The sequence below is a fragment of the Corynebacterium sp. HMSC078A10 genome (genome assembly GCF_001811565.1).
Classification (GTDB): domain Bacteria; phylum Actinomycetota; class Actinomycetes; order Mycobacteriales; family Mycobacteriaceae; genus Corynebacterium; species Corynebacterium hesseae.
In genome coordinates this window covers 104,460-118,654 of the sequence record NZ_KV805221.1, presented here as the reverse complement: position 1 = coordinate 118,654, position 14,195 = coordinate 104,460, and the positions used below count along the sequence as shown (strand labels likewise).

Genomic DNA, 14,195 nt, shown 5'->3' with positions numbered 1-14,195 from the left:
GGCGAAAAGAGCTTACTGCTCGGTCACCGCAGGATCTTCTGGCAGGGAATCAGCGAGGCCTTCGGTGTCTGCTTCCGCCTCCGCCTTTTTCGCATCCTGACTATCGGCATCGGCGGCCTTTTCGTTAGCGTCCGAATCCGCATCTGCTGAATACGCAGTCGCTACCGGCTCGGCTGGATCAACGGGAAGGCCAAAGGCGCGTGCGTAGGTAGGCCAGGAGGAGTTGACGTCATCCAGCCAGCCCGGCCAGGAGTGGGTACCGGTGTTGCGCAGGTTAAAGACCGCGTCGACGCCCTCGCGCTCCATCTTTGCCTTCAGGTCATGGGTGCAGGCGTTCATGGCTGCTTCGATTACGCCGCCCTCAACCACGAGGGTGGAGGAGGACTTGAAGGCCTGGGACGAGCCCAAGGCATCAATCTTGGACGAGCCCAAGTCAGTTGCCCCAGCCAAACCAGAGTTGGCGGAAACATAGACCTTGGAGTTGCCCATGTTGTTCTTCGTGGCGTTGATGAGGCCATCGTTGTAGCGGTTGTAGTCACCGCCCATTGGTCCCCACATCTGCTCGGTGCTTCCGCCACCGCGGTTCACCGTGAGTTGTGAGTAGAAGTTCGGCAGCGGCGTCGAGGTAGCAGCGCAACCGGAGTAGGAGCCGATGGCATCGTAGAAGTTTGGGTTGTGCTGAGCCAGCACCAGCGAGGAGGTTGCGGACATGGACATGCCGGCGATGCCGCGCTTGCCGTTGCCGTTAATGTGCTTCTCCAGCGGTCCCGGAAGCTCCTTGGTTAGGAAGGTCTCCCACTTCTGCGGGCCCTTGAGGTAGCTGCGGTCCGGGGTGGTCAGCCAGTCGGTGTAGTAGGAGAAAGCACCCGCCTGCGGGATGACAACGTTGACGTTACGGTTGGCGTAATAGTGAACGAGGTCCTGAGTCTTCTCCGTCTTCGGATCAAGATCCTTGGCCACGGTGGAGACAATCCAGTCCATGCCCTGCTCGGCGCCGCCGGCACCGTTGAGCAAGTAGAGGGTAGGGCGGGAAGCATCAAAGGTACCGTCCGGGGTGATCACTGCGAGGGGGACGTCGCGGTTATCCATTGCAGGAGCGGTGGCCTTGATGGTCTTGACCTTGTGGCGGTAATCCCAGTACTTGAAGACGTAGCCCATCCATTTTTTGTTGTCCGGGATTTTCTTGATGTCGACGTTCTTAAAGGTGACCTGCTTGTCGAAGGAAGCCTCATACTGTTCGCGGGACGGCGATGGGTTGCCGGCCTCATCCTTGGGCAGGTACTCCTCGAGTTCGGTGTAAAGGTCGAGCTCGGAAATATCGGACGGTGTAGCCTCACCGCTGATTTGTTCCGGTTTAACGTCGGATGCGCTGGCGATAGGGGAAACGACGGCGCCGAGGGCTAAGGCGGAGGCCGCCGCAAGCGTCGTGAGAGAGCGCGCAATCTTCATGGAATCTCGCTTTCTAAGTGATGAGCGGAAGTGTAGGGGCAAGTTTAAAAGATGCTCCGGACAAACCACCCTTGACATGGGCAAAAGCGCTGATAGATGGGTAATCCAGCACCCCCGAAGATAAGGGCAGTCAGACTAAACATACCAAGTTATAAAAGTGAATGGTGGTATTGAAGTGAAAACCGTGTCATAATCTTTCCGTGCCTATTCGTGGGCTATGTAACGCAACGGCCGTCTCCTTCGTTAGTGGGGCTAGGTACCGTGACCGCTTTTGGCGGCGACCGTCCTGCATCGCCGTGGCCTCGCTGGAGGGCGCCGCATGAAGCCGTACGCGCCGCTAGAACAACAACAGAAAGAAGAAGAATGAACTTTTTTGACACCATCCTCGTTTCCATCAACCAGGTGCTGGGCCAGATCGCTCACTCTGGCTCCTCCACCTCCTCGAAGGCTGCCTTGGACTGGGGCCTGTTCTAAATCATTTGTTGAGGGCTGTGCCCTCGTTTTCTTTCCCTTAATCCCCTTCTTGGGGGTTAAGGGTTTATTTTTGCCCGAAGGTGTTGAAAGCATCCTGACTGCTATGCGCTGTCCAGCGGGTGCAGGGCGGGGGTGGTGGGACAGCGAGCATAAAGTTACGTATCCTGTAGAACGTGACTAATGAACATTTTGACGTTGTAGTACTCGGCGCGGGCCCCGGCGGCTACGTGTCCGCCATCCGCGCTGCCCAGCTGGGCAAGAAGGTTGCCGTAATTGAGAAGCAGTACTGGGGCGGTGTCTGCCTCAACGTGGGCTGCATCCCCTCCAAGGCTCTTCTTAAGAACGCTGAGGTTGCACACACCTTCAACCATGAGGCAAAGGCCTTTGGTATCTCCGGCGATGTTTCCTTCGACTTCGGCGTTGCGCACAAGCGCTCCCGCAAGGTGTCGGAGGGCATCGTCAAGGGCGTGCACTACCTGATGAAGAAGAACAAGATTACGGAGATCAATGGCTTGGGCTCCTTCAAGGACGCCAAGACCATCGAGATTACTGAGGGCGATGACAAGGGTAAGACCATCACCTTTGATAACTGCATTATCGCCACCGGCTCCGTCGTTCGTTCCCTTCCGGGCGTGGAAATCGGCGGCAACATCGTGTCCTTCGAGGAGCAGATCCTCAACGATGAGGCTCCGGATTCCATGGTGATCGTTGGCGCAGGCGCCATCGGCATGGAGTTTGCTTACGTTCTGGCCAACTACGGCGTGGACGTGACCATCGTGGAGTTCATGGACCGCGTCCTGCCGAACGAGGATAAGGATGTCTCCAAGGCCATCGCCAAGGAATACAAGAAGCTCGGCGTGAAGCTCCTGACCGGCTACAAGACCACCGCCATCAAGGACAACGGCGACAATGTCACCGTTGAGGTCGAGTCCAAGGACGGCTCCAAGACCGATACGCTGACCGTGGACCGCTGCATGGTCTCCATTGGCTTCGCCCCGCGCACCGAGGGCTTCGGCCTGGAGAACACCGGCGTTGAGCTCACCGAGCGCGGCGCCATCGCCATCGATGACTACATGCGCACCAACGTTGAGGGCATCTACGCCATTGGCGACGTCACCGCTAAGCTGCAGCTCGCACACGTGGCTGAGGCGCAGGGCGTCGTGGCCGCTGAGGTCATCGCCGGCGCTGAGACCCAGCTGCTGGGTGACTACATGAACATGCCGCGTGCCACCTTCTGCAACCCGCAGGTTGCCTCCTTCGGCTACACCGAGGAGCAGGCTCGTGAGAAGTTCGCTGACCGCGACATTAAGGTCGCTACCTTCCCGTTCTCCGCTAACGGCAAGGCGGCCGGCCTCAATGAGACCGCGGGCTTCGTCAAGCTTATTGCTGACGGCGAATTCGGTGAGCTCATCGGCGGCCACATGGTGGGCTCCAACGTTTCCGAGCTGCTGCCGGAGCTGACCCTGGCGCAGCGCTTCGACCTCACCGCTGAGGAAATCGGACGCAACATTCATACTCACCCGACGCTGTCTGAGGCTATGAAGGAAGCTGCCGAGGGTATCGGCGGCCACATGATTAACCTCTAAGGCCAAGGCGAGAAGCCAAAACAAGAACGCTCCCCCTCAATCCCGGCAAAGGGATTGAGGGGGAGCGTTGGTTTAGTGCCGTGGCGCTACTTCCTTTAGCTGAAGAGCTTGGAGGACAGAACGAACGGTGCGTTGACGATGGATACAAGAAGGCCCTGAATCTGGCCCAGGAAGTTTCCAGCGAAGCTGCTCATAATGGTAATCCTTTCGATAGGGGATATCGTTCACGTCCCACCATAAGCAAGCAAACCCTGGAAAATCCATGAATTTTTCTAGCCAAAACCATGACAATGCTTTTTATTGGCAATATATAAAGGGTGGTATAGGGGTAAACGTAGGGGCCAGAGCGGAAAACTGCCTGGTTATTGCTCCCGATTAATACGGTGCGACGGCGGAACGGTGGGCGTCGACCACCAGCTCTTCATTAATGGCCGGGAAGGCGCGTTGAGCGCAATTCTGGCGAGGGCAAGTGCGGCAGCCGGCGCCGATGGGGGTTGCGGCAGACAGGGCGTCGAGGTTGAGGCCTTGGGCATAGACTGTGCGGCTGGCGTGGCGCGCCTCGCAGCCTAGGCCGATGGAGAAGAGTTTATTGGTATCGCCGAAATGGCCCTGGGGGTAGCTCACCGTCCGTGAAATCCAGAGGTAGTTGCGGCCATCCGGCATCTGCGCCAGCTGACGCGAGATGGTGTTGGGGCGGGCGAAGGACTCATACACGTTCCATAGCGGGCACGTTCCGCCGGAATTGGAAAAGTGTACGCCCGTGGCCGATTGGCGCTTGGACATATTGCCGGCGCGATCAACCCTCACGAAAGTAAAGGGGATTCCGCGCTTGTTGGGGCGCTGCAGCGTGGAGAGGCGCGAGGCAATTGTCTCGTAGCCCACGCCAAAGACGTTGCAGAGGTACTCCACGTCATACCCGGATTGCTCGGCCTCACTGTGGATGAGGCTGTAGGGGAGCAGTGTGGCGGCGGCGTAGTAGTTAGCAATTCCACGCTTGGCCAGGTTGATGGAGGCGTCCGAGGTGAAGGGTTCTTCGTCCACGAGGGCGTCGATTAGCGCGCCCGCCTCGAGGAAACCCAACTCTGCCGCCATACGGAAGGCGCGCTGGCCCACGCTCAGGCGGCTGGCAAGGCGAAGGGTGCCACTCTCCTTGTCGAAGCGATGCAGGGTGCCATCCATGCGATCGGTGGTGAGAATCTCCACGCCGTGTTTGGAAGTGAGCCGCTCATTAAGTGCCTGTTCAATGTCGCGAATGTGGAAAGGGATAACGTTGATCTCCGCGGCAGTTTCCTCTGCGTGGATATCCAACTCGTCGAGATAGTTCTGCCGGGCATAAAAGAAGTCCCGCACCTCGTCGTGAGGCATGGACAGCGCCTGGTTCCCGTCCGAGCGTCGGGTATCGGTGGCGAGCGAGAGCTTGTCACGAATATTGCGGTAGCGGCGGTGGATATCCACGAGCGTGCGGGCGACGGTGGGGTGGTTGTAGACCAATTCGGACAATTCCTGAAGCTCCACGGGGGAGGGGCAGATTTCCTGGTCTTGGACGACATCCTGGATTTCCGCAAGCAGACGTGAATCATCATCGCGGGAGAAGAACGTGGCATCCACACCAAAGGCTTCAGTAATTTTCAGCAAGACCGGGACGGTAAGGGGGCGCACGTCATGCTCAATCTGATTGACGTAGCTAGCTGAAAGCCCCAGCGTAGCGGCGAGAGTAGCTTGGCTGAGATCACGTTCGCGGCGCAGCTGGCGCAGGCGCGAACCCACGTATGTCTTGCTCATGTGAGCTAGGTTACCTAGTGCCTTTCGGTCATAACAATTGTTTTGCAAGGAATGTGTGAAGTATTTTAACTCCGCTGCGAAGTGGGGGTGCTGGCGGGGTGCCGAGCGGGCGATAGGGGTGTATACCAAGCGAAAGTTTGACACCTAAAGGGGTAGGGTCGTCACTCAGGCCACACCCTGTGACAAAAGTCTCATCCGTGAAATGTTTTCGCAAGGTCAATATTGCGTAAAAGGAAGTGATCAAGGTAGAGCGGTCAAAGAGGTGTGGCGCCTAAGGTGATCCTTGCCTTAACTCGTTTAAATACGGGGACCATAGGAGGGGGAGGGGGTATGCAAAGCAAAGATATAACTAGTGGTCAGCGCAAAGGTCTGCGTAAGGTAAGGGCGACAATGGAGGTGTCATGTCTGTAAAAAATCCTGACCGTGAAGCCCTCGCTCACGGCCGTATTACTAATGAAACGATTCGTCCTAAGCCAGGAATTCCGTCCTGGGCTTTGAAACTGACGATGGCAATTACCGGTCTGTTCTTCGCGCTCTTCGTCGTGGGACACATGGCCGGCAACCTGAAGCTTTACTTGCCGGCTCACGACGGCCAGGAAGCACTCGATGCCTACGGCGCTTACCTGCGTAATCTTGGTGAGCCACTGATCCCGAGCGGTCACGCACTGTGGATCATTCGCATCGTCCTGCTGGCCTGCGTAATCGCTCACATTTACGGCGCTTTTGCTTTGACCGCTCGCTCGAAGGCATCCCGCGGCAAGTTCAAGCGCACGAACCTGATGGGCGGCATGGATTCCTTTGCTACCAAGAGCATGCTGGTTACCGGCATCGTGCTTCTCCTGTTCATCATCTTCCACCTTCTGGACCTGACGATTGGTGTCCAGCCGGTTGCAGCAGAAGCTTTTGCTCACGGTGCCGTTAAGGCCAACATGATCGCAACCTTCTCGCGCTGGCCGGTGACCATCGTCTACATCGTCGCCATGCTGTGCCTCTTCCTGCACCTGACCCATGGTATCCGCCTTGCGGCTTCTGACCTGGGCATCACCGGTGCAAAGTGGCGCGAGGTTTTTGTTGTCCTGGCGTACATCGTCCCGGCCGTCGTGTGCCTGGCAAACATTGTTATGCCGTTGTCCGTCGCCCTGGGCTGGGTCAGCTAAAGGAGTTTTGAACCCATGACTAACGCGAACACTGAACTCAAGCGCGAGCACCCTGACTTCTCGCACCCGCAGTCCATCGTCCCGGGCGTTAAGCCGGGCCGCATCCTGGAGTCCCACGAGCCGCACGGCGTCCCGATGAAGGACATGTGGAGCTACCAGAAGGACCACATGGAGCTCGTCTCCCCGCTGAACCGCCGCAAGTTCGAGATCATCGTTGTCGGTACCGGCCTGTCCGCTGGTTCCGCCGCCGCTGCTCTCGGCGAGCTGGGCTACAAGGTCAAGGTCTTCACCTACCACGATTCACCGCGCCGTGCGCACTCCATTGCTGCGCAGGGTGGTGTGAACTCCTCCCGCCACAAGAAGGTGGATAACGACTCCGCTTACCGCCATACCAAGGACACCGTTAAGGGTGGTGACTACCGCTGCCGCGAGTCCGACTGCTGGCGCTTGGCTTATGAGTCCATCCGCGTCATCGACCACATGAACGCCATCGGCGCTCCGTTCGCTCGCGAGTACGGCGGCACCCTGGCTACCCGTTCCTTCGGTGGCGTGCAGGTCTCCCGTACCTACTACACCCGTGGCCAAACAGGCCAGCAGCTGCAGCTGTCCACCACGTCTGCGCTCTACCGCCAGATTGGTCTGGGCAACGTGGAGCTCTTCGCTCACCACGACCTGCAGGACATCATTACCTACACCGACGGCGGCAAGAAGCGCGCCGGCGGCATCGTGACCCGTAACCTCATCACCGGCGAGCTCAAGGCCTTCACCGGCCACGCAGTCATCCTCGGTACCGGCGGTTATGGCAACGTCTACCACATGTCCACGCTGGCCAAGAACTCGAACGCCGGCGCCATGATGCGTGCGTACGAGAACGGTGCTTACCTGGCTTCCCCGGCATTCATCCAGTTCCACCCGACTGGCCTGCCGGTCAACTCCGAGTGGCAGTCCAAGACCATCCTCATGTCCGAGTCGCTGCGTAACGACGGCCGCATCTGGTCTCCGATCAAGGAGAAGGATGACCGTCCTGCCAACGAGATTCCGGAAGAGGAGCGCGACTACTTCCTGGAGCGCCGCTACCCGGCCTTCGGTAACCTCGTCCCGCGTGACGTGGCTTCCCGCGCCATCTCCCAGCAGATCAACAAGGGTCTGGGCGTTGGTCCGCTGCACAACTCCGTGTACCTGGACTTCCGCGACGCCATCGAGCGCCTGGGCAAGGACAAGATCCGCGAGCGCTACTCCAACCTCATCGAAATGTACGAAGAGGCCATTGGTGAGTCCGCTTATGAGACCCCGATGCGTATCGCTCCGACCTGCCACTTCACCATGGGCGGCCTGTGGACGGACTTCAATGAGATGACCACCATCGACGGCCTCTTCGCCGCCGGTGAGTGCTCCTGGACGTACCACGGTGCGAACCGCCTGGGTGCTAACTCCCTGCTGTCCGCTTCCGTCGACGGCTGGTTCACCCTGCCGTTCACCATCCCGAACTACCTGGCCCACCACCTGGGTGAGGCCAAGCTGGCTGAGGACTCGGCAGAGGCCAACGAGACTGTTGCTCGCGCACAGGCTCGCATCGACCGCCTCATGTCCATCCAGGGTCAGGATCCGCACGGCCCGGCGTACTACCACCGCCAGCTGGGTGACATCCTCTACTGGGGTTGTGGCGTGTCCCGTAACGTCGAGGACCTCAAGGTTGCCATCGAGAAGGTTCGCGCACTGCGCAAGGAATTCTGGGCTAACGTGCGCATTACTGGCGACGCCAATGACATGAACCAGGTTCTCGAGTACGGTCTGCGCGTTGCTGACTACATCGACCTGGGCGAGCTCATGTGCATCGACGCTCTCGACCGCGACGAGTCCTGTGGTGCTCACTTCCGTGATGACCACCTCTCCGAGGACGGCGAGGCCGAACGTGATGACGAGAACTGGTGCTTCGTCTCCGCATGGGAGCCGGGCGCTGCTGAGGGCGAGTTCATCCGCCACGCCGAGCCGCTGTACTTTGATTCGATCCCGCTGATGACAAGGAACTACAAGTAATGAAACTGACACTTGAGATCTGGCGTCAAGCCGGACCGACGCAAGAAGGCAAGTTTGAAACCGTGCAGGTTGACGACGCCGCCGAGCAGATGTCCATCTTGGAGTTGCTCGACCACGTCAACGACGGCCTCATCGAGGCCGGCAAGGAGCCGTTCGCATTCGCTTCCGACTGCCGTGAGGGCATCTGTGGTACCTGTGGCCTTCTGGTCAACGGTCGCCCGCACGGCCCAGGCCAGAACACCCCGGCCTGCCAGCAGCGCCTGTTCCAGTTCAAGGACGGCGACACTATCAAGCTGGAGCCTTTCCGCTCCGCTGCCTACCCGGTGATCAAGGACATGATCGTGGACCGCTCCAAGCTGGACCACGTCATGGAGCAGGGCGGCTACGTGTCCATGGATGCGGGTACCGCTCCGGATGCTGACACCCTGCACATCAATCACGAGACCTCTGAGTACGCCCTGGATCACGCTGCCTGCATCGGCTGCGGTGCCTGCGTGGCATCCTGCCCGAACGGTGCTGCTCACCTGTTCACCGGCGCCAAGCTGGTTCACCTCTCCCTCATGCCGCTGGGCAAGGAAGAGCGTGGCCGCCGCGCACGCAACATGGTGGACGATCTAGAGCAGAACTTCGGCCACTGCTCGCTCTACGGCGAGTGCGCTGATGTGTGCCCGGCTGGTGTGCCGCTGACCGCGGTTTCCGCGGTTACCCGCGAACGTGCACGTGCTGCTTTCCGCGGCAAGGACGACTAAGCTATAGTCATTCACAGGATTAACAGGAACGAGAGAAAGTTTCAGCCATGAGCGACCTCAACCCGGCAGTAGCTGATCACCACAGCGAGACCTACCCGGAGTTCTCCGGCAAGATCCAGGACTCCTACATCGAGGGCTACGAGCCCGTATCCTACGGTGCGCCGCACTCTTCGTTGCTGCGTACCTCCACCTGGGTGGGCATGGGCCTGATTCTCTCGCTCCTGCCGGCAGCCGGCATCCTCATTTGGGGCCTCGGTACGTGGCTCTACCCGGAGGGCACCGCTGGTGCTGACTACCAAATCAACATCATCGTCGGCGCTATCGCGCTCGTCGTTGTTGCCATCCTGGCAGTCGGCTCCGTCCACTTCGGCCGCCGCTACTACCGCCAGTACCGCAAGGAAACCGGCCGCATCAACTAGGCACCTCCTAGGACGTTGAACGCCTAAGTTTCTGTACTGACACCACAACAACCCCCACCTCCAAACACACATGGGAGACCATGTGAGGAGGTGGGGGTTGCTGGCGTTTGGGATGGGTGCGCAGGGTGAGGGGGGGAGCGGGCGCTTGACGACGCCCCTACGGCGCCATACGCGTGAATGGCGCCGCAGGGAGCGACGCGAACACTAACCTGACTTGGCTCAAATTAGTGCCGAAGGGTTGGGGCGGTGATGGTGTTGACGAGGGTTTGGATTTCCGGGGGTAGTGGTACGGCGGCGTGGATGGTTTCGCCACCAATGTTGAGATGTGCGGTGACCGAGTCTTGTTTCCTGGCGAAGATTGGGCGTGCTTTCAGGTCTGATTTCGACATCCGAAACGATTTCTCAATGGTGAATAGCCTGCGGTAATGCCCAATTACTTCGTTAGCAGGCAAGTTAACAAGGTCGGTTTCATAGCCTTTGATTCCGGCTAGGGCTCGGTGTTTGTTCACCGTAGGTCTTGAATTGCTTCACCTGCTCCACGCGCACCCCTGTTTGATACAAAAACGAAGACCGGCCCTGGACTCCCACCGAGGCGGGCAGCGGAACCGGTCATGTTGATTGCAAGGCTACCTGGTTGATGACGCCGAAACAAGAGCACGGGGCACGGGGCCATCGGTACGTTCACACACCAGTGTGCCTTCTGACCCGTCCGGATTTGTCGGTGCTCGGGGGCGTATGGGCGAGAGCCTTCCTCACGCCGTGTCCGGTTTCGGTGCCTGCCGTGCCTGACAGGTGAGAGCCTGGCGCATTCCGCGCCCGCGATTGTCTACTCGGCTCTCGGAAAAGGAGTCGGTCATGGCTACCGCGCGACATGCGTTCACCAACCACGAGTTCGGTACGATCCGAACCATCACCTCGGGCGGGCAGGTCCTGTTCTACGGCAAGGACGTGGCAACCGCTCTCGGCTACACCAACACGAAAGATGCCCTGGTGCGTCACTGCAAGGGGGCGTGAATCACGGAACCACAAACGGGCTCTCGGCAGGCTGGCGTTCATAAAGCTAGGAGTCGATCTTAGTGTTGGTGGCTATCGAATGTGTCCGGTACACCCACTAATGTTGATTAATGGATTCACTATTCCCCATCATTACGCAGACCCAAGGAGAACCAACCCATGACGCACCGCGCGGACGCAGGGCTTGAGCCGGCTCGGGAAACGTCGGCGTCGCAGACGTCGTTTGTGCCGCAGCCAGGAAACCAGGAGGCGCGCCGGGCGGACCTGCGCCGCTGGAAGGCGATTGCGCTGTCCTTCCTGATTGGTGCGGCGGTGATCTTTTTGGGGTGCTCGTGGTGGCAGGCGTCGGCAAGCGGGGCTCCCGTCTGGGTGGGCTACGTGCGCGCGGCGGCGGAGGCAGGAATGGTCGGTGGATTGGCGGACTGGTTCGCCGTGACCGCGCTGTTCCGCCGGCCGATGGGGCTGCCCATCCCGCACACCGCGCTCATCCCCAACAACAAGGACCGCGTGGGTGATGCGCTCAAGGACTTCGTGGAGGAGAACTTCCTCACCGCGGATGCACTCAGCGCCAAGGTGCGTGAGGCGGAGCTGCCGCTGTGGCTGGCGCGCCAGGGCGTAGAGCCTGGGCGGGCGGAGGAGGTCTCCGCGTGGATTGGTGAGCGCGCAGCCAGCGTGGTCGCAGACCTAGACCCGGCGGAGGCAGAGCAATTCATCCGCACTCAGGTCATGGCCCGTCTGGCAGAACCCGAGTGGGGCCCGCCGCTGGGCCGTCTGCTGGAGGGCTATATCGCGGAAGGCAAGGCGCGCCCGTTGGAGGATGACCTCATTGACTGGGCGCACGGCAAGATCCTCGGCATGGAATCCACGGTGGTCACCGCCATCGATGAGCGCATGCCCGGCTGGGCGCCGCGCTTTGCCCGCGAGATGGTGGGGGAGAAGGTCTACGCCGAGCTCGTGGAGTTCGCCGATGAGGTTCGCCGCAACGGCAACCACGAGGCCCGCCTGGCCATTCGCCGTAACCTGTCCAAGCTGGCCTCGGACCTGCAGTGGGATGAAGATATGCGCGGGCGCATCGAGGGAATCAAGCAGGAAATGCTGGCTTCCGATCAGGCGCAGAAGGCCCCGGCGGCAATGTGGGCGACGGTCTCCTCCACGCTTATTGAGCAGCTCACTGACCCGGAGTCCTTCCTGCGCCAGAAGATGACCGCCAAGGTGAAAGAAATGGCGCACCGGCTGCTGGAGGATTCGGAGTTCCTGGCCCAGGCCAATGCGTTCGTGGACAAGGCCGCGCGCTACGCGGTGGAGAAGTTCGCACCGGAGATCATCGCGATTATCCCGGAGACCATTAAGCGCTGGGATGCTCAGGAGGCTTCCGAGAACATCGAGCTCATGGTGGGCAAGGACCTGCAGTTCATTCGCCTCAACGGCACGGTCGTGGGTGCACTGGCTGGGTTGGTTATCTACACTGTTAATCATCTGCTTTTTGGCGTCTAACAAGGAGTGACGACCATGTCCGTATTTGACTCAATCAAGAATGCCGGTTCCTCTGCTTTTGATGTGGCCAAGGATTTTGGTGGCCGTTTCAAGGAAGAGCGCCAGAACCAGGCCCAGAACGCGCAGGCGGAACGCATTGCCCGCGCCGCTGATGCGGCGGGCATGGGTGATGGCACCGCGAAGGAGGAGTCCTTCTTTGACCGCGTGACCTCCACAGCCAAGAACATTGGGGAGTCTGTGTCCTCCGCTGCACGCGAGACCCGCAATTCGGAGTCCTTCGTGAAGGCTCGTGAGGATTTCAACACCGCCTTCACCGAGACCCGTGAGGGAGTTCAGGGCGCTATCAACAACGCCAAGGAGCAGCGCGCGGCGGGCCAGCAGCCGCAGGAGCCGCAGAGCCCGCGCAACCCCTATGCAGCAAAGCCGAACGACGATGTCATCGACGGCGAAGTCGTTGACGAGAACTAATTAATGCACACTTTTCTAGATATTATTTCGTCGATACCGCAGTACATCTTTATGGCGGTATCCCTTTTTGCCCTCATCGGTGCCGTCCTAGCGGCGATGACGCGGGAGGATGCCTTCCGCGCCGGTGACCGCCAGAACAAATGGGTATGGGTCGGGCTACTCGTCGGTTCCGCCCTGGTGATGAACCTGCCGCTGTATTTTGTCAGCTGGATTGGCGCCATCATCACCGGCGTGTACTGGTTTGATGTGCGCCCGCAGCTCAAGGCCATCATCAACGGCGATTATTCCTACTAATGCTGAATCTGCTTGAGGCCTCCCTGGAGGAGGTGCGGACCCAATCCGCGGGGCAGCAGCGAGTGCTTGTCTCCCCGCACCATGTGCTTGCCGCCGAGGGCGCCGAGCACATCATTGCCGTCGCCGGCTATCCCACTGGGCGCCACCACTCTTTGGTGAAGGCAGCGGAGGCACGGCTGGCAGTTCAGTCTGGTGCGGCCGAGGTGTGGGTTGCGGTGGATGCACTGCTAGGGGATGCCACCTCGCTCCTCTCCGAGCTCGTCACCCTCCGCGAGGCCTGCCCGCTGCCCGTGCGTTTGGGGCTCATTCTTCCCGAAGACTCGCGATTGCCGCTTAAAGAAATAGCCCGCCTGGCGGAGCAGGCGGGCTATCAATCCCTTGTTGATCCGGGGTCCGTCGTTTCAGACGACGAAAACCTAGACACGCAGCTCACCGTAGAGAGCCTGCGCCCTAATTCTTAAGCCTTAGTTGGCCGGTGCCGATTCCGGTGCTGGTGCCGTGGCGGAATCGAGCTCGCTCATCGGGACGTCGTGGCCAATGAGGGTCAGCGTGAGCTCGCCGGCGCCGACGTCCACGGACTCAAAGGTGAGCTTTTGTCCCGCGAGCTGTTCCTCCATGCCTTCGGCCAAGGCATTCGAAATCGCGGAGGTTGCCTGCTCCGGCAGGTCGAAGCCGAAGAGCGATGCTTCCTTCGCATCGATGGCGAGCTTGCCGTCGCGAGCTTCCGGCTTGAGCGAGAGCGTGGCCAGGCCACCGGCAAATTCCACCTCGAGGTCATCCTCGGCATCGTTGGCGGTAATCGCGGTGACTACGAGGTTGCCCAAGGCATCATAGCCGGACTGCTCAGCAATGGCCTTCTGGAAGCTGGCAAGCAGGAACTGATCCGGGACCGTCGTCGAGGCCCGCAGAGTGCCCGCGACTGGCTCCTGGGACAGCGTCATGTCTTCGACGTGGACATCCGCAGCCGGTTGCCCAGCGATGTTGGTGCCATCAATCTTCAGCGTGGACGGGGTCTTCATATCCATCTGCGGAATCTTGCCGTTGAGCATGCCAAAGACCATGGGGCTAGCACCGAAGCTCACCTCCGGTTCCTCGGAGGTCTCCACGCCCTGTTCCTTGGCGGACTGGGTGAATTGGCTCTTCATCTGTGAACCTAAGAACCAGCGCAGGCCGAGCTCAGCTACCAGGATGATGAGCAGGAGTACCACGAGTACGCCAATGAAGATTTTCCAGGCCGTCGAGGCGGAAGATTTAGAAGAAGCCATGACTACT

At 59.8% G+C, this 14,195-nt stretch carries 13 protein-coding genes; 10 read left to right on the top strand and 3 right to left on the bottom strand.

Annotation, left to right across the window (positions count from 1 at the left end; all coding sequences use genetic code 11):
• Window positions 1-12: 12 nt before the first annotated feature.
• Window positions 13-1,449 (bottom strand): alpha/beta hydrolase, encoded by a 1,437-nt coding sequence (locus HMPREF2808_RS10110; protein ID WP_070563589.1) that lies wholly within the window; start codon window positions 1,447-1,449, stop codon window positions 13-15.
• Between the two features lie 647 nt (window positions 1,450-2,096).
• On the opposite strand from HMPREF2808_RS10110, the gene lpdA reads away from it, so the two are divergent.
• Window positions 2,097-3,509 (top strand): dihydrolipoyl dehydrogenase, encoded by a 1,413-nt coding sequence (gene lpdA / locus HMPREF2808_RS10105; protein ID WP_070561525.1) that lies wholly within the window; start codon window positions 2,097-2,099, stop codon window positions 3,507-3,509.
• A 375-nt stretch (window positions 3,510-3,884) separates the two neighbouring features.
• On the opposite strand, the gene ramB is transcribed toward lpdA, so the two are convergent.
• Window positions 3,885-5,291: an acetate metabolism transcriptional regulator RamB gene (gene ramB, locus HMPREF2808_RS10100; protein ID WP_070624584.1), complete on the bottom strand. Its 1,407-nt coding sequence runs from the start codon at window positions 5,289-5,291 to the stop codon at window positions 3,885-3,887.
• A gap of 401 nt (window positions 5,292-5,692) precedes the next feature.
• Between ramB and HMPREF2808_RS10095 the strand changes: the two genes are divergently transcribed.
• From HMPREF2808_RS10095 to HMPREF2808_RS10055, 9 genes are all read left to right on the top strand, one after another.
• Complete coding sequence (locus HMPREF2808_RS10095) at window positions 5,693-6,448, top strand: succinate dehydrogenase cytochrome b subunit (protein WP_070624583.1); 756 nt, start codon at window positions 5,693-5,695, stop codon at window positions 6,446-6,448.
• Window positions 6,449-6,463: 15 nt separating this feature from the next.
• Window positions 6,464-8,485: a fumarate reductase/succinate dehydrogenase flavoprotein subunit gene (locus HMPREF2808_RS10090; protein WP_070521219.1), complete on the top strand. Its 2,022-nt coding sequence runs from the start codon at window positions 6,464-6,466 to the stop codon at window positions 8,483-8,485.
• A complete protein-coding gene (locus HMPREF2808_RS10085) occupies window positions 8,485-9,234 on the top strand; it encodes a succinate dehydrogenase/fumarate reductase iron-sulfur subunit (RefSeq protein ID WP_070534020.1) in 750 nt (249 codons plus the stop codon). The genes HMPREF2808_RS10090 and HMPREF2808_RS10085 overlap by 1 nt, the downstream gene beginning before the upstream one ends.
• Window positions 9,235-9,281: 47 nt before the next feature.
• Complete coding sequence (locus HMPREF2808_RS10080) at window positions 9,282-9,653, top strand: hypothetical protein (RefSeq protein ID WP_070624582.1); 372 nt, start codon at window positions 9,282-9,284, stop codon at window positions 9,651-9,653.
• Between the two features lie 855 nt (window positions 9,654-10,508).
• A complete protein-coding gene (locus tag HMPREF2808_RS13140; protein WP_230310907.1) occupies window positions 10,509-10,667 on the top strand; it encodes a BRO family protein in 159 nt (52 codons plus the stop codon).
• Between the two features lie 159 nt (window positions 10,668-10,826).
• Entirely contained in the window at window positions 10,827-12,161 is a 1,335-nt protein-coding gene (locus tag HMPREF2808_RS10070) for a DUF445 domain-containing protein (protein ID WP_070624580.1), read from the top strand.
• A gap of 15 nt (window positions 12,162-12,176) precedes the next feature.
• Window positions 12,177-12,629: a CGLAU_01105 family protein gene (locus HMPREF2808_RS10065; protein WP_070561534.1), complete on the top strand. Its 453-nt coding sequence runs from the start codon at window positions 12,177-12,179 to the stop codon at window positions 12,627-12,629.
• A gap of 3 nt (window positions 12,630-12,632) precedes the next feature.
• Complete coding sequence (locus tag HMPREF2808_RS10060; protein WP_070624579.1) at window positions 12,633-12,923, top strand: DUF2516 family protein; 291 nt, start codon at window positions 12,633-12,635, stop codon at window positions 12,921-12,923.
• Window positions 12,923-13,384, top strand: coding sequence for a deoxyribose-phosphate aldolase (locus HMPREF2808_RS10055; RefSeq protein ID WP_070624578.1), 462 nt, complete (start codon window positions 12,923-12,925; stop codon window positions 13,382-13,384). Before HMPREF2808_RS10060 ends, HMPREF2808_RS10055 begins: the two co-directional genes overlap by 1 nt.
• Window positions 13,385-13,387: 3 nt before the next feature.
• Here the strand turns inward: HMPREF2808_RS10055 and HMPREF2808_RS10050 are convergent, their stop codons facing one another.
• Entirely contained in the window at window positions 13,388-14,188 is an 801-nt protein-coding gene (locus HMPREF2808_RS10050; RefSeq protein WP_070624577.1) for an LmeA family phospholipid-binding protein, read from the bottom strand.
• Between the last annotated feature and the right edge of the window lie 7 nt (window positions 14,189-14,195).

Bases quoted from the DNA above. Each gene is read 5' to 3' on its own strand.
- HMPREF2808_RS10110 (WP_070563589.1), bottom strand. From the start codon at position 1,449: ATGAAGATTGCGCGCTCTCTCACGACGCTTGCGGCGGCCTCCGCCTTA.
- ramB (WP_070624584.1), bottom strand. From the start codon at position 5,291: ATGAGCAAGACATACGTGGGTTCGCGCCTGCGCCAGCTGCGCCGCGAA.
- HMPREF2808_RS10095 (WP_070624583.1), top strand. From the start codon at position 5,693: ATGTCTGTAAAAAATCCTGACCGTGAAGCCCTCGCTCACGGCCGTATT.
- HMPREF2808_RS10090 (WP_070521219.1), top strand. From the start codon at position 6,464: ATGACTAACGCGAACACTGAACTCAAGCGCGAGCACCCTGACTTCTCG.
- HMPREF2808_RS10085 (WP_070534020.1), top strand. From the start codon at position 8,485: ATGAAACTGACACTTGAGATCTGGCGTCAAGCCGGACCGACGCAAGAA.
- HMPREF2808_RS10080 (WP_070624582.1), top strand. From the start codon at position 9,282: ATGAGCGACCTCAACCCGGCAGTAGCTGATCACCACAGCGAGACCTAC.
- HMPREF2808_RS13140 (WP_230310907.1), top strand. From the start codon at position 10,509: ATGGCTACCGCGCGACATGCGTTCACCAACCACGAGTTCGGTACGATC.
- HMPREF2808_RS10070 (WP_070624580.1), top strand. From the start codon at position 10,827: ATGACGCACCGCGCGGACGCAGGGCTTGAGCCGGCTCGGGAAACGTCG.
- HMPREF2808_RS10065 (WP_070561534.1), top strand. From the start codon at position 12,177: ATGTCCGTATTTGACTCAATCAAGAATGCCGGTTCCTCTGCTTTTGAT.
- HMPREF2808_RS10060 (WP_070624579.1), top strand. From the start codon at position 12,633: ATGCACACTTTTCTAGATATTATTTCGTCGATACCGCAGTACATCTTT.
- HMPREF2808_RS10055 (WP_070624578.1), top strand. From the start codon at position 12,923: ATGCTGAATCTGCTTGAGGCCTCCCTGGAGGAGGTGCGGACCCAATCC.
- HMPREF2808_RS10050 (WP_070624577.1), bottom strand. From the start codon at position 14,188: ATGGCTTCTTCTAAATCTTCCGCCTCGACGGCCTGGAAAATCTTCATT.